This window comes from Pseudidiomarina marina (genome assembly GCF_003987045.1).
Lineage (GTDB): Bacteria > Pseudomonadota > Gammaproteobacteria > Enterobacterales > Alteromonadaceae > Pseudidiomarina > Pseudidiomarina marina.
This window is the reverse complement of sequence record NZ_PIPZ01000001.1, coordinates 1,153,561-1,171,544: the sequence shown is the minus strand read 5'-3', so window position 1 is coordinate 1,171,544 and position 17,984 is coordinate 1,153,561. Positions and strand designations below refer to the sequence as shown.

16 protein-coding genes are annotated in these 17,984 nt (G+C 50.2%); 9 read left to right on the top strand and 7 right to left on the bottom strand.

Annotation, left to right across the window (positions count from 1 at the left end; genetic code table 11):
* Nucleotides 1–440 precede the first annotated feature (440 nt).
* The 4 genes from cysN to CWI76_RS05610 all read right to left on the bottom strand — a co-directional run bounded on the left by cysN (nt 441) and on the right by CWI76_RS05610 (nt 4,385).
* Nucleotides 441–1,847: a sulfate adenylyltransferase subunit CysN gene (gene cysN, locus CWI76_RS05625; RefSeq protein WP_126759331.1), complete on the bottom strand. Its 1,407-nt coding sequence runs from the start codon at nt 1,845–1,847 to the stop codon at nt 441–443.
* Between the two features lie 13 nt (nt 1,848–1,860).
* Complete coding sequence (gene cysD / locus CWI76_RS05620; RefSeq protein ID WP_126759330.1) at nt 1,861–2,763, bottom strand: sulfate adenylyltransferase subunit CysD; 903 nt, start codon at nt 2,761–2,763, stop codon at nt 1,861–1,863.
* Between the two features lie 94 nt (nt 2,764–2,857).
* A complete protein-coding gene (locus CWI76_RS05615) occupies nt 2,858–4,147 on the bottom strand; it encodes a HipA domain-containing protein (protein ID WP_126759329.1) in 1,290 nt (429 codons plus the stop codon).
* Nucleotide 4,148: 1 nt separating this feature from the next.
* Nucleotides 4,149–4,385, bottom strand: coding sequence for a helix-turn-helix domain-containing protein (locus CWI76_RS05610; protein WP_126759328.1), 237 nt, complete (start codon nt 4,383–4,385; stop codon nt 4,149–4,151).
* Between the two features lie 203 nt (nt 4,386–4,588).
* On the opposite strand from CWI76_RS05610, the gene cysC reads away from it, so the two are divergent.
* On the top strand, nt 4,589–5,188 hold the full coding sequence (gene cysC / locus CWI76_RS05605; protein ID WP_126759327.1) for an adenylyl-sulfate kinase: 600 nt from the start codon (nt 4,589–4,591) through the stop codon (nt 5,186–5,188).
* Nucleotides 5,178–6,155, top strand: coding sequence for a hypothetical protein (locus tag CWI76_RS05600; RefSeq protein ID WP_126759326.1), 978 nt, complete (start codon nt 5,178–5,180; stop codon nt 6,153–6,155). Before cysC ends, CWI76_RS05600 begins: the two co-directional genes overlap by 11 nt.
* A 52-nt stretch (nt 6,156–6,207) precedes the next feature.
* Here CWI76_RS05600 and CWI76_RS05595 read toward each other — a convergent pair whose 3' ends face one another.
* A complete protein-coding gene (locus CWI76_RS05595; RefSeq protein ID WP_126759325.1) occupies nt 6,208–6,489 on the bottom strand; it encodes a helix-turn-helix domain-containing protein in 282 nt (93 codons plus the stop codon).
* Nucleotides 6,486–7,817 (bottom strand): type II toxin-antitoxin system HipA family toxin, encoded by a 1,332-nt coding sequence (locus CWI76_RS05590; RefSeq protein ID WP_126759324.1) that lies wholly within the window; start codon nt 7,815–7,817, stop codon nt 6,486–6,488. The genes CWI76_RS05595 and CWI76_RS05590 overlap by 4 nt, the downstream gene beginning before the upstream one ends.
* Before the next feature lie 242 nt (nt 7,818–8,059).
* On the opposite strand from CWI76_RS05590, the gene CWI76_RS05585 reads away from it, so the two are divergent.
* The 5 genes from CWI76_RS05585 to galE all read left to right on the top strand — a co-directional run bounded on the left by CWI76_RS05585 (nt 8,060) and on the right by galE (nt 13,232).
* Nucleotides 8,060–9,196: an SEL1-like repeat protein gene (locus CWI76_RS05585; RefSeq protein ID WP_126759323.1), complete on the top strand. Its 1,137-nt coding sequence runs from the start codon at nt 8,060–8,062 to the stop codon at nt 9,194–9,196.
* Nucleotides 9,193–10,038: a sel1 repeat family protein gene (locus tag CWI76_RS05580; RefSeq protein ID WP_126759322.1), complete on the top strand. Its 846-nt coding sequence runs from the start codon at nt 9,193–9,195 to the stop codon at nt 10,036–10,038. The genes CWI76_RS05585 and CWI76_RS05580 overlap by 4 nt, the downstream gene beginning before the upstream one ends.
* A gap of 174 nt (nt 10,039–10,212) precedes the next feature.
* Nucleotides 10,213–10,566, top strand: a complete 354-nt coding sequence (locus CWI76_RS11685) for a hypothetical protein (protein ID WP_241967958.1) — start codon at nt 10,213–10,215, stop codon at nt 10,564–10,566.
* Entirely contained in the window at nt 10,518–12,110 is a 1,593-nt protein-coding gene (locus CWI76_RS05575; protein ID WP_241967957.1) for a polysaccharide biosynthesis protein, read from the top strand. The genes CWI76_RS11685 and CWI76_RS05575 overlap by 49 nt, the downstream gene beginning before the upstream one ends.
* 102 nt (nt 12,111–12,212) lie before the next feature.
* Nucleotides 12,213–13,232 carry a UDP-glucose 4-epimerase GalE gene (gene galE, locus CWI76_RS05570; protein ID WP_126759321.1) on the top strand — a complete coding sequence of 340 codons (1,020 nt, stop codon included), beginning with the start codon at nt 12,213–12,215 and terminating at the stop codon, nt 13,230–13,232.
* Nucleotides 13,233–13,297: 65 nt separating this feature from the next.
* Here the strand turns inward: galE and CWI76_RS05565 are convergent, their stop codons facing one another.
* Nucleotides 13,298–14,680, bottom strand: coding sequence for an MBL fold metallo-hydrolase RNA specificity domain-containing protein (locus CWI76_RS05565; RefSeq protein ID WP_126759320.1), 1,383 nt, complete (start codon nt 14,678–14,680; stop codon nt 13,298–13,300).
* 175 nt (nt 14,681–14,855) lie between these two features.
* Between CWI76_RS05565 and CWI76_RS05560 the strand changes: the two genes are divergently transcribed.
* The gene (locus tag CWI76_RS05560) at nt 14,856–15,143 is read left to right on the top strand and encodes a hypothetical protein (RefSeq protein ID WP_126759319.1); all 288 of its coding nucleotides are present in this window, start codon (nt 14,856–14,858) and stop codon (nt 15,141–15,143) included.
* Nucleotides 15,144–15,240: 97 nt separating this feature from the next.
* On the top strand, nt 15,241–17,937 hold the full coding sequence (locus CWI76_RS05555) for a putative bifunctional diguanylate cyclase/phosphodiesterase (protein ID WP_126759318.1): 2,697 nt from the start codon (nt 15,241–15,243) through the stop codon (nt 17,935–17,937).
* Nucleotides 17,938–17,984 lie beyond the last annotated feature (47 nt).

The window sequence follows — 17,984 nt, the reverse complement described above, 5'->3', positions numbered from 1 at the left end:
TCGTTTTGTTTCAGAATCGCTAAGATCTGACTGTCTGTGTATCGTGATTTGCGCATAGAAAACTCCTTCGTTTTAGTTTAACGGAATTTTCTACTTATAACTGCTCCGATTTTTCGGGGGGATTACAGAGATACTCAGGGAAATTTTGTCAAAATTTGTTCCTAAAGATGTAGAATTTGTTTTCTGTATCGTTCACAAAAATAGAGCGTTAAGTAATGCTCACGTTATCGGAAACTATATTTCTGGTCGATCAAAGGATTATGGTCTCAAGGAAAAAAACGTTGAATTAAATAATTTCTACAATGACATCATCACTCAGCCTTTAGATTTCTATGTAGAGAACTTTCCAGAATTAGCCTGTAATTAAATAGTTGAATATTGAGTAGGTGGGGTGCAGTCCTTACTCCGCACCCTGCGGGTTCGGCGTAAAAACTGCACCCTTACACTTCCTTGGCGCCCCAGTGGGGGAAGTGTTTGCGCACGTAGGCGTTGAGGTTTTTCTCGAATTCGCTGACTTCGCCGGGGGCGGCGGTTTGATCGGTCAAAGGCTGATGCACCATGCCGGCGCCGACGGTGGCGTTGGTGAGTTTGTCGATGAGAATGAAGGCGCCGGTGCTGCGGTTCATACGATACTTATCGAACACCACACGCTCGTGCACGTTTACATCCACTAAGCCAATTTCATTGAGCACCAAGGTTTCGGCATCGGCCTCTTCTAAGGTATTCACATCCACGCGGTAACGTACATTTTCCACCACACAGGTGGTGAGTTTGCTGCCCATCTTCAAGTAGTATTCTTTATACGGCACGAGGCCGTCCTCGTTTAACCACACCATTTTGGCGCGCAGCCGACTCGACATATGCGGCATGGCGTTCTTCTCAACAATCATATCCCCACGGCTAATATCAATTTCGTCATTCAGCGTCAGCGTCACTGCTTGCGGGGCTTGCGCTTGGCTGATCTCGCCGTCAAAGGTGTAAATGCTTTTGATGGTTGAAATTTTGCCCGATGGCAACACCCGAATGGTATCGCCTACTTGCACCGAGCCCGATGCGATGGTGCCTGCGTAACCACGAAAGTTTGGTGTTTCGGCGGTGTTGACGCGGTTCACGTACTGTACCGGGAAGCGAAAGTCGCTGTGATCGCCATCGCGATTAATTTCGAGTGTTTCGAGGTATTCCATCAGCGTGCGACCACGGAACCACGGCGTGTTCGCGCTTTTGTGCACCACGTTGTCACCGTCAAGCGCGCTAATTGGCACGAAGTGGATGTCTGGAATATCGAGCTGACCGGCTAGCTTCAGGTAATCGTCTTGAATGGCTTTGTAGCGGGCTTGGTCGTAGTTAATTAAATCAATTTTGTTAATGGCAACAATGGCGTGCTTGATGCCCAGCAAGCTGACGATGTAGCTGTGGCGCTTGGTTTGGGTTTGTACGCCTTTGCTGGCATCAATCAAGATTATGGCCAGTTCGCTGGTGCTGGCGCCGGTTGCCATATTGCGAGTGTATTGCTCGTGCCCGGGCGTGTCGGCAATGATGAACTTGCGCTTGTCGGTGCTGAAATAGCGGTACGCCACGTCAATGGTGATGCCTTGCTCGCGCTCGGATTGCAGGCCGTCGACTAAGAGTGAGAGGTCAACTCTGTCACCTGAGGTTTTCGAGTCTTTCGTGATAGTTGCCAGTTGGTCTTCATAGATCATTTTGCTGTCGTGCAGCAGGCGGCCAATGAGTGTGCTTTTGCCATCGTCGACGCTGCCGCAGGTGATAAAACGCAGCAGCTCTTTGTTCTCGTGCTGTTGTAGATATTTGAGAATATCTTGTTCGATTAATGGCGATGCGTGGCTCACTTTTTGTTCCTCATTAGAAATACCCTTCCATTTTCTTCTTTTCCATGGAGCTGTTGGCATCGTTGTCAATCACGCGCCCTTGGCGCTCTGAGGTGGTGGTGAGCAGCATTTCTTGGATAATTTCCGGCAACGTGGCGGCACTTGACTCGATAGCGCCGGTGAGCGGGTAGCAACCGAGGGTACGAAAGCGCACGGTTTTGAGCTCCGGCGTTTCGTTGTTTTCGAGCGGCATGCGCTCGTCATCGACCATGATTAAGGTGCCGCTGCGTTTCACCACTGGGCGCGGCTTGGCGAAATAAAGCTGCGGAATTTCGATGTTCTCGAGGTAGATATATTGCCAGATATCGAGTTCGGTCCAGTTACTCAGCGGGAACACGCGGATGCTCTCTTGCGGGTGCACTTTGCCGTTGTAGATGTTCCAGAGTTCTGGGCGTTGATTTTTCGGATCCCAGCGATGGTTCTTGTCGCGGAAACTATAGATGCGCTCTTTGGCTCGTGACTTTTCTTCGTCTCTTCTAGCACCGCCAAACGCCGCATCAAATTGATATTTGTTGAGGGCTTGTTTGAGCGCTTGGGTTTTCATCACGTCGGTGTGCACGGCGCTACCGTGGCTGAACGGGCCGATGCCTTGGCTGATGCCGTCGGGATTCGTATGCGTGATGAGCTCAAAACCGTGTTTCGCTGCCATGCGGTCACGAAATTCAATCATTTCTTTGAATTTCCAGGTGGTGTCGACATGTAGCAACGGAAACGGAATTTTGCCCGGCGCGAAGGCTTTGCGCGCAATGTGCAGCAGCACCGAGCTGTCTTTGCCCACCGAGTACAACATGACCGGATTGCGCAGTTCAGCCACCACCTCACGCATGATGTGAATGGCTTCGGCTTCGAGTTGCTGTAAGTGGGTGATTTGGTTCATGCGCTTGAGTTTATCTTATGTGGCTGGTGTGGGGAAGAGGTGGGGTGCAGTCCTTACTCCGCACCCCTCCTGGGTGCGGAGTAAGGACTGCACCCTAAACCTGCTCCGTTAGGGGGCGTATTGCCAAATACTGAAGCTGTCGAAGCATGCGTAGTTCACCGGCTTTGCCAGTGTAGTTTGGGCTGTGCTCAAGACGGGTGAGTTCATTATCCATCGCGTTAATGAGCTTGGCTTTGAGCTGTGAGATTTCTCGCTCCGCTATTTGAGGCTTGAGGTTAAATTGTTCGGCAACTTGGATGAGATCAGCATGCGTCACTTGACCAAAATAGGTTGCATTGCCCAAAGGCTGGGAAAGTTCTTGGTTCAGGCTATTGCCTACATCGGCATAGATGATGGTTGAAAGTAAATCGTAATGCGGCAGCAGTTCGAGGTCACCTTGCTGATAACTAAACGACAAATTCTTTAGGTGTGCATCGCCATTACCGGTAAAAAAGTTAAACAATACCCATCGAAATAGGCGCAGCGCAGTTAAGCCTTTACTACGGCACATGTCTTTGAGCTGCAGCAGCGTTTCGATGGTGTTCATGCGGTATTTTGCGCCGGCCGCAAGCCCCAGCAATTGGCATCCGTCAAGCACGTGTATTCGTTTTAGTTCAGGAAACTGCCCTGTGCGGTCAAAGCGCTCAACTAAATAGTATGCCTGAGGAACGTAATGAATTGCCACCATGGGAACAATAAGCCCGCAAGCGTGCGCTAACGTCATGGTGGTATACTCATTGCGTACGGTAAAGTGGTAGATGTCGGGTTGCGAATGCTCGGGCTTTAAAATGTGTGTTGACGGCATTTGCCCAATGGGCTCGTAGAGCTCGTGATGGCGCTGAACAACCAACATTTTATGCTGTGCTCCGGCTAGGGACATACGCTTGCGCTGCCGATTATTCATTGGGCTACGCGGTAAGTTTTTAATGCGCTGACTCAATTCTTCATTGGAAAGTAGGGCGATATCGCCGCTTGGAATGTCTAGTCCGGGTGGCAATAGTGTGAGTGCGCCAGCGGTTTCACCGCCAATAGCTTCGAGCATGCCAAAGGCATCTTCAACGCTAACTTTCAAATCTTTCGCCAATAATTGCCGCGCCATTTCTTCGGGAAGCAAGTTATCGAAAAACCACTGCACCGGTCGGTTGGTGCCGGTGTCGCTATGTATCTCGGCTTGCAGAGGTAAATAGGGTGCGAGCGGAAACGCGTGTGCTTGCCTCAACCAGCTTTCGACATACTGAAACTGCCACAAACCGTTATTCTCGCGCACGTCGCCAACGTATGTTGTGTTGATGAATACTTTGAGTTGGCGTGCTGCATTGGCTACAGCGGTTGATTGTGATGTCATGCTACTTTTCCTGTGCAAGCTGTTCAGGCACGTCTAAATAAACGCGTACGCCAAGCGTTTCTAGCATTTGCAGCGCTTTTTGCAGTTGCACAGAAGGCTTGCCGTTTTCGAACTGACTCACGAAGGTGAGGCCGCAGTTAGCCAACGAACCAGCAGTGAGTTGATCAAGTTGTTGTGCTTTGCGAGCTTTCTGCGCCCAGGCGCCAATCTCTTTTGCGGATGTCACTTCAATAAGCATCGTAGTCACCAAAAATTTATGCGATAGCATAAAAATAGGTGCTAGGATGCCAATTGTCAATTGATTTTATGCGATCGCATAAAAATGGGTGTTTTGGTGGCAATTTTCGAATGTTATTATGCGATCGCATAAATTGATTTCATGTTTAATTTTCGTGATATCCTTTTCGTTATTTTCAATCTTTAAATAATCGGATGTTAAAGATGACTACAAATATTGTCTGGCATGAGGCCTCGGTTTCAGCTGCGGAGCGCGCGGCGCAGAAAGGTCACAAGCCTTGCGTACTTTGGTATACCGGCCTGTCTGGATCGGGCAAGAGCACCATTGCCAACGCGGTAGATAGAAAGCTGTTTGAGCGCGGCTGCCATAGTTACGTGCTGGACGGCGACAATGTGCGCCACGGCCTGAACAAAGATTTGGGCTTTGACGATGCCTCGCGTGTTGAGAATATTCGTCGCATTACCGAAGTGGCGAACTTGATGACCAATGCCGGGCTGATTGTCGGCACCGCATTTATTTCGCCGTTTGTGGTCGATAGAGCGCAGGCGCGTTCTTTGGCTTCTGCTGACTTTATTGAAGTGTTTGTCGATACGCCTTTGGAAGTGTGCGAGCAACGTGATCCGAAAGGGCTGTATAAGAAGGCTCGCGCGGGCGAGATTCCGCATTTTACTGGGATTAGTTCGCCGTATGAGCCGCCCGTAGCGCCGGAGGTGCATTTACGTACGGCTTCGCTGAGCGTGGAAGAGGCGGCAGAGCAGGTGGTGCAGGCGCTGGTGGCGCGCGGGGTGCTGAATGTACGTTGATGTATTTAATGGCGATGCCGATGGTATTTTCTCTTTAATTCAGTTGCGTAAGGTGTTTCCGGTTGATGCTGCTTCGCAGGTGTTGATTAGCGGTGTGAAGCGTGACAATGCGTTGCTTGGGCGCGTGAGCAATTCGCAGGCTCGTGATGCCGTGGTGCATGCGTTGGATATTTCTTTTGATAAAAACACCGATGACTTGCGACGTCTGTTGTCGCAGGGCGCTTCGGTGTTTTATTGCGATCATCACCAGGCGCGCACGCTGTTTGAGCATGAGCGTTTGGAGTGCTTGATTGATTTTTCGCCGACGGTTTGTACCGGGCTACTGATGAATGCTTATTTAGATGGGCGTCAGCGGTTGTGGTCGGTGGCGGCGGCGTTTGGCGATAGTTTGAATAGTGTCGCTGAGGCTGAATGTGCGGCTTTAGGGCTGTCTGCTGCGGAGGTTTCTGCATTACGCGAACTGGGCGTGCTGGTGAATTACAACGGCTATGGCGCCTCGGTGGACGATTTGCATTTTGCGCCGGAGGATTTGTTTCGGGCGTTGATGGTTTACGATTCGCCGTTAGATGCGGTGGCTGACTCGGCGGTTGATGCGCCGTTTGCTGTGTTGCGTCGTGGTTTCGCTGAAGATATGGCGTTGGCTGCGACGGCCGATGTCGTGGCTTGTGACGATGTGGTGCGTGCGGTGATGTTGCCTGCTGAAGCGTGGGCGCGCCGCATTAGTGGCACCTTGGGGAATGATTTAGCGCATGCTAATCCATCGCAGGCGATTGTGATTGCGACGCCGAATGGGGATGGCGCCACGCTGACCGTGAGCTTACGGGCGCCGAAGGTTCGCCTTGAGGGCGCTGGGGATATCTGTGCGCGGTTTGATGGCGGCGGGCGGGCTGGCGCTGGTGGGGTGAATGCGTTGCCGGTTGATGCACTGGAAGAGTTTGTTGGCGCTGTCCGCGCATTTTATAAGTGAGAGGTGGGGTGCAGTCCTTACTCCGCCCCTGGGTCGGAGCAAGGACTGCACCCTACTTCAATTCCGAGCGTTGGCGAGGGAGTAGGGCGATTTCGAAGCCCATAAGTTTGAAGTACTTTTGTAAACTATCGAGTCGAGGGTTGCCGGCGTTGTTCTCGATGTCGCTGACAACTTGGCGACTAAGCCCTAACAGTTTGCAGACCTCTTCTTGACTCATGCGTAACCCTTCGGTGCGAATTCGCCGACCAACTTCTCCCATCGTAATTTCTCCGCGGAGCATTTGTTGCATGAGCTCCGCTTTCAACTCAAATCGATTGGTTTCAGGTTTATTCATAGTAATCCCCAACGTTTCAATTTTTCATTGGTATAAGACAGGGCCAACGCTGGGAAATCTATAATAGATTTCGGCACTTGGTAATGTTCAAGTGCATCTGTCAGCTTGGTGAGTTTCTCGGCGAGTTCGGTCAACTCATGTTTAAAGCGTTCTGGGTCACCGTATGATTGCAGCGCATCACAGAGTTGTAACCAATCGACTTGACCGGCACGTTCAAACTGATTTGACCAAGTGGTCGTGCGAATGATTTGTTCCGGATCAGCTTTCATTGGAGCAAAATCAAAAACCGGAGCCAGCGTGGTCGATGTCGCGGTTTTTAATACGGCGATGTTGCGACCATGATTATCGGTGTTGCCAAGTATCAGGTTCAACAAATCACGTTTTAGATAGTCAATCACTATCGACTCTGAGTCTTGTGAGTTAATCACGCCACATAATTTAGCTAAAACATCTTCATGCCGTAGGAAGGTACCGGCTTCTTTATTTAATAACGAATAAACCGACTCGAGACCATAGCGATGGATGCTGCTTTTGTTATGTACTCGGTCAAATCGTGGCAGCCATAACGAAGGCTGTCTTGCTCCTTCGATAAGTAACATTTGCGTGGTATCTATGGTGTTTATTTTCAACCACTCATCGAGTATCCGGTAATATGCAGCTTCGGCTCGAAGGATATCGGCATGAATGGACTCTTTGCCACGGGGAAACTTCACTAAATAATGAGCATCTGTTTGGATATCGCACTGTAGGGTGTCTATCCATACCTGTTGGTTGTCCGTGCGCCTTAATAATAACTTGGGCGCGGCGCCACCTGCACCAGTAGCGCCGCCAGAAAGTGCTCCGCGTGCACGAGCATAATCAAGAAAATCGTGATCACGCTCAACGACATCGCGTTGTGAAAACTTCATTGTTTCGAGTTCTGGGTGTGTTTCGGCTTGCGCTCGCTCGACGGACTCTTTGACTCGAATATTTCCAATTGGGCTGATAGCAGCTTGCGTTAGCAGAGAAATTGCCTGTTCTGCTGGTGATGCTTGTTGTAATCCAAGAATTTCTAGCCACTTTTGACGTGCATAACCTGTCGGTAATACGTCATCTAAGACTGCTGGCCAGCGTTTGAAGCTGGCGATATCCATTGGGTTTACTTCATAGTTCGAGGAAAAACTACGTGAGTTTCTTTCGCCAATATAATTGACAGCATAGCCATGCAGAACCTCGAATTTTACTGGGCTGCTTGCCCCTTGTTCGGGTAATTCGATCTGCAGCTTGTAGGCGTCTTGCCATTCACCGTCATTATGAAGCTGGAGTGTCACTTGCATTGTTTGTCTCACATTGAATTCCTGTCTAACAAAATAGACCTAATTGGTGGTTTTGTCAAAAACATGTCTATTAAAGCATGCGGAAAATGCAGATTACGAAGAAATTGTCTGATATGGTAGGCGGGAGGTGGGGTGCAGTCCTTTCTCCGCCCCTGGGTCGGAGTAAGGACTGCACCCCACCTTGACAACTGGGCGAGGGCGGCATAATTTTCAAAGGTTACCCTTTGTAAGGGTTCTATTGTGAGATGACGCTCATGCGCAACCTACTAATAATAGCGGTGCTGGTGTCGGCAATGGCTGACACAGCGAACGCCCAGACCAACCAAATGTTCGAGTCTGAGCCGGGCTTTTGGAAACTTGAAGAATTGATGTTGTGGCAATTGACGGATCCGGCTGAGCGCGGTGAAGTTCACGCAATTGCTAAACTCAACAGTCTTGTGAAGAAATGTTTAGCCAGCGCGGAATGCAAAGGCCCGCTTGCGAGCCGTGGTGTACGCCCGACGCAACAGCAACGTGAAGCTGCGGTAGCAGCGGCGAATTTAGCGGAGCTGTTTCTCGACAAGTCAGAGCAAGCTGGGCTAGAGCGTAATCCGACACTTTTTGTACGACTTCACACCTTCGCCAATAACTTAACCTATGCGCCAAGCACTTACGCTTTGGGGCGACAATTTCTTCGTGGCGGCATTGTAGCGAAAGACCCAGAGTATGGCGCGCAGTTGCTACAAAGTGCATTAGAGCGCGGGCATTTAAAATCGGGAATTGAACTGGGTTTGCATTACCGTTCCATCGGTTCGTCGCAAGCCGCGCTGGATGTTTTTAAGCAAGCGTTTGAGCTGCTTCGCGACGTAGAGAATCAGTATGAACCTTATGTGAATACTATTCACTCGAATTTACGCGAACTCGGCTATCCACTGGATAACGTGCTGGCACAGCGCAAGGCATCGATGACTTCAGCGTCAGCGCCTACCCCAAAACCACAAACTTCGAAGGTTCGCGACAATGTTGTAGAGCAAGCTCGGCAGTGCGCGGACGATCTCGAGAATATCGAGCGTCGCCGTTCTAGCTTGAGTCGGCAATTGCGATCAATTGATAGTCAATTGGATGATGTTGAGGGCGACATCAACGTGTTGCGAAATACGCGAGGCACGGTGCGTGGTACCCATGAAGGGGCTTTGGAAAGTTATGCGCGAAGTGGGCAGTTTAGTCGACTCGAGCAAGAGCGACGCGATTTGTTGCGCGAACGCGGGTATGTTGACCGTGATCTGCGTTCGTTGAAAGATTACAACCAAATGCGTCGAAGCGAATGCAATATTTCATTGTTTCGTGCCGAATACGATTTGGTCTGCAAAGGCAGAAGTAACAATACATTTTGTGAGAGGTTCAACTTGTGAGCACAAGCAAAAAATGGGTGTTATGGGGCTTTGTCGGCGTGCCAGTAGGTGCGGTTGCGTTACTGTTTACGGTGGGCCTGTTGAAAGATTTTGGACTACTACCCGAGCGTCTGCCTTGGCATGCCTCGGCTGCGGAGAAGTCGAGTTCAGTCTCTGGCGAAATGGGAAGTAAATCGGTTATTGCGGCACTTGGTGATAAGGAAGCTTCGACGCCAATGGGCGCACATGTTGCCCAGCATTGGACAGATTCGTGGCTACGAAATTACGATATTGTCCTTCAAGCGGTTCGCGGCGATAAAGCGGCGGAAGCACGTGTGCATGAGATATTGACCTTTTGCAGATCAGAAGCGGACTGCCCAGCACCGGAGAATTCGTTTACCCCAATTAGTAATGAGTTGGCCGATGTGGTGACGGCCAGATATCTGTTAGGTGCTTATTTTGTGCAGCAGGCGCGGGATACCGGTGAAGTTGAGGCCGGCAACCTTGGGTACAACTACCTAGCTTCTGCAACCAACTATAAGCACCCAGCGGGAGCATTTGCGTACGCGGAATTGTACGATGAAGGAAAGATTGCGGAGCGCGATACGAATGTAGCCTTCACCTTTTACCGCGAGGCGGCACTGTCAGGCTATTTCCCTGCGGCTTTGCGAGCGGCGGGTATCGCTGAATCTGTAAAGAGCTGGAAGTATGCACTTGAGTCGCTTCACTTAGCACAACGATATCCTCTCGCTGACGCGGATAGAGCTAAGATTCAGGAGGAGATCACGCGCATTGAGCATGTTGTGTTGAAAGATAGTTTAGTTACCGCCGAAGAACTCCCGCGTACCATCCGCCTATTTTGAATAAGGAGGGGTGCAGTCCTTGGACTGCACCCCACTTACGGCGCTTCGCGCCACCCGGCGTAGAACGCCGGGCTACTATTGCTACAATTCCTTAACACAGTTATAATTCTGTTGCTTTGGTATTAAAAAAACTTAACAAAACGGAATTATTTTGTACAAGGTTGTTGTTTTAGCGTGAAATTCTTAATGCCCGTACTGCAGCTACCGCGCTCTATGAAGCGCTTGGTGAGCTTGCTTGCTGATGCAATTGCCATCTTGGTTGCGTTGATTGTTGCGCACGTGTTGGCATATTTATACCAGCCGCCGAGCGATTTATTGCGCTGGGCGTTTTTGTATGTGGCGTTAACCATCGGTTCGCTGGCGGTGTTCACGAAGCTGGGGCTGTATCGTGCGGTGGTACGTTATGTCAGCTTCCGTGCGCTAGGTTCGGTGTTAGTTGGCGTTTTGTCTCTACGCTGTGGCTGTGGGCACTACGTACCATGCTACAGCTTGATTTCCCTGGGCACGCGGTGGCCAATTACGGCTTGATGGCACTGCTGATGATTGGCGGAAGTCGTCTGATTATGCGTGAGATTTACCATCGCATGGTGAGTCGTCGGAAGCGCCGCGTGCTTATTTACGGTGCAGGCTCGGCTGGCCGACAGCTGGCGCAGGCTCTGATGAACGGTGAGCAGTTTCATCCGGTGGTGTTCGTCGACGATGATCGAACATTACAACGCACGACCATTCTCGGTATTCCAGTCATTGACCCGTCGCAAGTGGAAGATGCGGTAAAAAGTGGTCAAATCGAACGTATTCTCTTAGCGTTACCGTCAGCCTCTCGCTCAGTGCGTAAGCAAATTCTTGAATCTCTGCAACCTTTGAATATTCGCGTGCAAACCATTCCCGGCATGGCCGACATGGTGAACGGCGATATCTCCATTGATAGCTTACAAGACGTCAACATTGAAGACTTGTTGGGGCGCGATCCGGTGGCGCCGGATACTACATTGATGCAAAAGCACATTCGCGAAAAGGTCGTGATGGTAACGGGCGCTGGAGGTTCAATTGGTTCTGAGTTGTGCCGCCAGATCATCTTGCAAAAGCCGCGCGCGTTGGTGTTGTTTGAGTTAAGCGAATACAGTTTGTACGCGATTGACCGCGAGCTACGTCAGTTATGTGACCGCCACGGTGTCAGCCTTGATATCTTCCCAATGATGGGGTCCGTGCAAAATCAGACGCGCGTTGAAGGCATTATGAAAGCGTTCAAGGTGCAGACGGTTTACCATGCGGCGGCCTATAAGCACGTGCCGCTGGTGGAATTTAATATGGTTGAAGGCGTGCGCAATAACGTGTTTGGCACTTGGGCGACGGCTGAAGCGGCGATTAACGCACGGGTTGAGCAGTTTGTGCTGATTTCAACGGATAAAGCGGTGCGGCCTACGAACGTGATGGGCACGACGAAACGCCTAGCAGAGCTTGTGTTGCAGTCGTTGGCTGCGCGCGAAGATGTGTTGACGCGTTTTTGCATGGTGCGATTCGGCAATGTGCTGGGTTCATCGGGTTCGGTGGTTCCGCTGTTTAAGCAACAGATTGAAAACGGTGGGCCGGTGACGGTGACGCATCCAGATATTACCCGTTATTTTATGACGATTCCTGAAGCGGCGCAGTTGGTGATACAGGCGGGCACTATGGGTTCGACCGGAGCAGTGTTCGTATTGGATATGGGTGAGCCGGTGCGCATTGTCGATATGGCGAAAAAGATGATTAACCTGTCGGGACTTGAACTGCGCTCGCGTGACAATCCAGATGGCGATATTGAGATTAGTTTTACTGGCTTGCGCCCCGGCGAGAAGCTCTTTGAAGAGTTGTTGATTGGCGATAATGTAGTGCCGTGTGCGCACCCGCGCATCATGCAGGCGCAGGAAGATTACATGTCGTGGACAGCGATGCACGATTTGCTGCAACTACTCGAAAATGCCTGTGAGCATGCATTGTATGACACCATCCGCACTCTTTTATTGCAGGCTCCCTGTGGCTATATGCCCACCGAAGATCACGTCAACGATTTACTCGCCCGCCCTCTTTTATAAGTTAAGAGGGGTGCAGTCCAAGGACTGCACCTGTATACTTCTTCGAGCTAAGAGGAGGGGTGCAGTCCTTGGACTGCACCCCACTTAACACAGGAGTTGGGAATGATTTTGGTGACTGGTGGTGCGGGCTACATTGGTTCGCATACGGTGGTCGAGCTGTTGCAAGCTGGCCACGACGTGTTGGTGTACGACAATTTCTGTAATAGCTCGTTGGAGAGCTTGCAGCGCGTCACGCAAATTACTGGCAAGGATGTAACCTGCGTGGAAGGAGACATTCGCGATGGTGAATTGCTACAACGCATTTTCGCTGAGAACGATATTACTGCGGTGGTGCATTTTGCTGGTTTGAAGGCTGTGGGTGAGAGCGTTTCTAAGCCACTTGAGTACTACGAGAACAACGTTACTGGCACGATGATTTTGCTACAGGTGATGGCTGAGCATAACGTGAAACGCATTGTATTTAGTTCGTCCGCGACGGTGTATGGCGACCCTGCAACGATGCCAATTCGTGAAGATTTTCCTACCGGTGGCACGACAAACCCTTACGGCACTTCCAAGTATATGGTCGAGCGCATGCTCGCGGACCTTTGCGTGGCTGATCCGCAATGGTCGGCCATTGTTTTGCGTTATTTTAATCCGGTTGGCGCCCATGAATCGGGACTGATTGGCGAAGATCCGAATGACATTCCCAACAACTTGCTACCTTACATTGCGCAGGTAGCAGTGGGACGCTTGCAGCAATTGAGCGTTTACGGTGACGACTATCCAACCAAAGATGGTACCGGCGTTCGCGATTATATTCATGTGGTTGATTTAGCCCTCGGCCATTTGGCAGCACTCGATAAACTGCAAAAGGCGACGGGTTTCGAGGCGGTCAATCTTGGTACTGGCAATGGTTATTCGGTGTTGGATATGGTGCATGCCTTTGAACAGGCATCTGGTCGACAAGTGCCGTATCAGATTGTGCAACGTCGCCCTGGCGATATCGCCGTGTGTTACGCCGACCCGTCGTATGCGCGCGAATCTCTTGGTTGGGAAGCAAGACGCGACCTTGCCACCATGATGACCGACGCCTGGCGCTGGCAATCGCAAAACCCGAATGGTTATAAGGGTGCAGCTTAAGGCGAATATTAAGGAGAGTACCCCCGAAGAGGGGTGCAGTCCAAGGACTGCACCCCACGTCCTGCTCAAATCACGGAACCAGTAATCAACCCAGATCGCTCTATCGCCTTGGCCAACACCTCTTTAGCCCCAGCTTCGCCATGCACTAACCGCATATCACGCACCGAACCCACGGTGGTCTGCAAAAACTCCAATAATTCTTTCTGGTCAGCATGCGCACTATAACCACCAAGCGTATGCACTTGCGCACGAATGTCGTAGCGCTCATGATCCAAAATCACATAACCACCGCGCGGGCCATAGTCCTGAATTTGTCGCCCCGGCGTGCCTTCGGCTTGATAACCAACAAAAACAACGTCGGTACGCGAATCGCCTAACAAAGCCTTCAAGTAATTCACGATACGTCCGCCGCTACACATGCCGCTGGCAGCCAACACAATGGCTGGCTCGCCGCTGTCGCGTAGCAAATCGACAATTTGCATATGTTGCTCGTGACTTTCTACAACATGGAGACGTTCAAAGTTCAGTGGATGGCGGTCATCCGCTAAGCGCTCTTTCGCTTCTTCGTCCCACAATGTCTTCAAGCGCCGATATTGTTTGGTGTACTGGCTTGCCAGTGGCGAATCCAATATTACCGTCATGGTGCGCCAGTCGGGGTCTTGGTGCATGATATCTTCAATTTCGTACAATAATTCTTGCGTACGGCCAATACTAAACGCCGGAATCAGTACTGTGCCACCGTCGGCATAAGCGCGTTCAATCACATCTTTCAAGCGTTGTTGGCGCGTGCTGCGATCTTCGTGAAAACGATCGCCGTAGGTGCTTTCCAACACCAGAAAATCTGCGTATTCCAACGGGGTTGGATCGCGCAGTAGCGGCGTATTCTTACAGCCTAAGTCGCCAGAAAATACCACGCGCACGGGGTGTTCGTGCACACCAACCTCAACCATTTGCTCAAACTCAACATAGGCCGAACCCATAATATGTCCGGCGTTGCGCAGACGAAGCCGCCAGCCTTGCTCTAACGCCAGCCAGCGATCAAGAGGGAGGGGTCGGAGTAAGGACTGCACCCCACTTAATACTTTAGCGGCGTGCGGAAAGCGGGTGATCTTCATCGCGTCGGCCAAAACGATTGGCAACAGCACCGCGGTAGCGGGGGTGCAATAGATGGGGCGGCGAAAGCCGGCAGCCATTAAGCTCGGCAAACGACCCACGTGGTCAATGTGACAGTGAGTGATTACCAGCCCAACAAGATGGTCAATCGGGAAGTCAATTTCTTGGATGCGACTTACTGTGTCGCTTTCAATCGAGAAATCGGCCACATCGCCGCCTTGAAATTGACCGCAATCAATAAGCATTGCGGCAGAATCGGTTAAAACGAATTCGTGGCAGGAGCCGGTAACACCTTGATGTGCACCATGATGTTTAACGCGCTGACGAACTTCCATGTTATCTCCTAAAATAAAGAAACAAATTAAGCAATAAAATTTAACAAAACGCTATTACCTATGTTTGGTTTTGTTTTCAAAAATATACGTTATTCTTTACATTGATTTTACGATTAGTGCACATGTTGGTGCATTTTTCAAAATAATTATAAAAAGTCACATGGAGAGTTGAAAATTGAGTGACCTAGAGACGACACAAGTAGTGGAGCCTGAGCACGTTGAAACGAGCGCGCATCGTAAACGTCGAAAGATATCGTTATATAACGGTACAGAGAAGTTGTCCGACCTTGGTGTACCCATGGCGGAGTCAAATGGCGCTGCCATCAAGCGGGCAATGGCAGAACTGCAGCGTTCACCAATTATGACGCACGCGGTATTTCGAGACCGTAAAGGGAAGCAGTGGGTCATTCCTCGCGCTATCTCTATTCTAAAGCGTCTAAAAATTCAATTGTTTGCTAACTAGCAGGTAACAAGCAAAATTTACATTTCTACGCTAGTCATTCTGTTTTTGTTGTGGTTATATTGGGGTCATAACAACAATAAGAAAACAGAGGCGGGGAATGCGCATAATTCAAGTCGATCAGCAGGCCAAAGCGGTCGTAAACCTAGTGATTGGCATCGCTTTGTTTATGGCTGCTTTTGTGATCTTGATGTATCGATTTTTGGAGCCCACCCAGCTTCAGCTTTATCACTCGCTTAGCTCATCCATTCTTATTGCCGCCGGGGCTAACGGCATCGCATTATTAACCTACGATTTAAATAGCAGCAAAGAGTGGAAATCTGGCGTTTCACGCTTGTTTGCCGTGCTCGCCATTATCGCGTCGGTTGATGGCTTCATGGGAAGCTTGTTTGACAGTTTTGACGCCCAGATTCATCAAAGTTTATATGTCACTTTGGGCATTGCTGGCCTTTGGATGGCGCTGCGCTTGCGTAACGTGGTTGCGATACGTGCGCAACGTATTCTTGCCGCATTGACAGCGCTGGCGTTGGCAGCTATTTTACTGATGCACTTTGTTACCGAAACACCGCTGTTAGCGCGTCATCCTACCGGTAGCTTAGTGGCGGGTGCTCTGGTATTACTCACCCTGATTGGGCTGTGGAACCAAAGCACAGCGACAGAAGGCGAATTGCCGTGTGTGAGTGTTTTGACAACCTCGGTTGCGGTGATTGGATTGCTCATTTCCTCTGCCATTGGTGTCACTCTATTTCATAACGAAATGAATGAATTACGCGATAAAGGGCGTGAGGCTGCCGTGGGGTTAAACTTGACTCGCCGCGCCGCAGGTAAAGAAAACGTGAGTACATTGCTGCGCTTAGCCGAGCGTTGGGAAAACTATCCGCAAACTATCCATGACGAACTCATGTCGCTTGATATGACGGCCGTTTTACGCGATGTCGATTTTCTTGAAAGCCTGATTTTACGTCGTGGAAACGAATTGGTTTGGGAGCGTTCGCGGCATCAAGATACCACCTATAAAGAGATGTACTTGGAAGACGGTTATTTGCAGCAGCAATTTGACCCAACCCGTAAAGGCGAAGTACAGATGCTGGTGGCATCGCGTTCGCGTACTGAAACCGGCGCTCGCTTATTTATTCATGTGCCTATCGATTTCAAAGATGATAACTACGAAACTGGTTATTGGGGCGTGTTAGCGGTTGTGAACGTACCGAAAATGTTGTCGAACAAGGCGCTGACTTATCGCTCACCAATTTATACCTATACCGCTATTTCGAACGGTATGTTGCTTGATGAATATGGGCACTGGGTATCGGATACCACGCTCGATTATTTACAGAATCGCGCATTGTTTTTATACGAAAGTGCGCTTCAGACAGAATTTACGAGCGGCACGCCAATTTATTCTTACATGTATGACCTCAAGGAAATGCAAGGGCGAGCGAATTTACAAACGTTAGTGACCTTTGCTGGCATTGCCATTGTGCTGTTCTCGGCACTTACCATTGAGCGTAACCGCGAGCTCGTGGTGCAGGGGCGTCAGCTGCGTTTCCAAGCTGAGCATGATGCGTTAACCGGATTGTATAATCGCACCACCATTGAGCGCATGATTGCGGATAGATTCCATAAGCAGCGTGATTTAACCGCGCTGTTCATTGACCTCGATGGGTTTACGCTGATCAACGATAGCTTGGGGTTACAGGTGGGTGACCGCTTACTTCAGGTGCTGGCGCAGCGATTAAGCAATATTGTTGGTAATCGTGGCATGTTGGCGCGTTTTGGCGGCGATGAATTCTTAATAGTGACGCAGAACATGCACGAAAATGAAGAAGCGGTGGCGGAATTAACCAGTAAGATTCTCAGTGCTGTCGCCCAGCCTTATCGCATTATGCATCATAAGATTTATCTGACTGCGAGTATTGGTGTGGCGCATCAAACCGAAGATCAATACGCACCGCTTGAGTTGATTCAACGCGCGGATATGGCGATGCACCAGGCGAAACGTCAGGGCCATAACCACGTGCAGATTTATCAAGACAGCATGAGCTTGCAGTTTAAGTCATCGGCGGCGATGCGTTCGAGCCTGCAAGAAGCGATTGAGAAGAATCAGCTAACACTGCATTATCAGCCAATTGTCCGCTGTAACGATGGCGCGACCATTGGTTACGAGGCGTTATTGCGCTGGGAACGTGAGCCTGGCAAGTTTATTTCGCCAACCGAGTTTATTCCGCTGGCTGAAATGACTGGACAGATTATTCCGCTCAGCGAGTGGGTGTTCCGTCGCGCTTGCGAGGCCGCGGTGAAGTTGCAAGAGCATGGGCCATGCAAGATGGCGGTAAACTTGTCGACGTTGCACTTTAATCGTACTGAATTTACGCCGTTCTTAGAACAAACGCTGGAAGAAACCGGGTGTAAGCCGGAGTGGCTAGAGCTTGAGCTAACCGAAAGCATTTTGATGGAAAATACGGATTACGCAGTGGAAGTTCTGCAGAATCTGCGGAACAAGAACATTACGATTTCATTGGATGATTTTGGTACCGGTTTCTCATCGTTGAGTTACTTAAAACGCTTGCCAGTAGATAAAGTGAAAATTGACCGTAGCTTCATTGCCGGTATTCGTACGCATCGTTCAGACCGTGTGTTGATTGGCTCGGTGATTAAAATTGCGCAGAGTCTCGATTTCGCGGTGGTTGCTGAGGGCGTCGAAACCCCACAACAAGCCGAATTTGTTACCGAGCTTGGCTGTAACTACATGCAAGGATTCTACTTCGGCCGCCCAGTGCCGCTAGAGGAACTGTAGCCCGGCGTTTAACGCCGGGTAGCGCGCAGCGCTGTTATTGTTCGGGC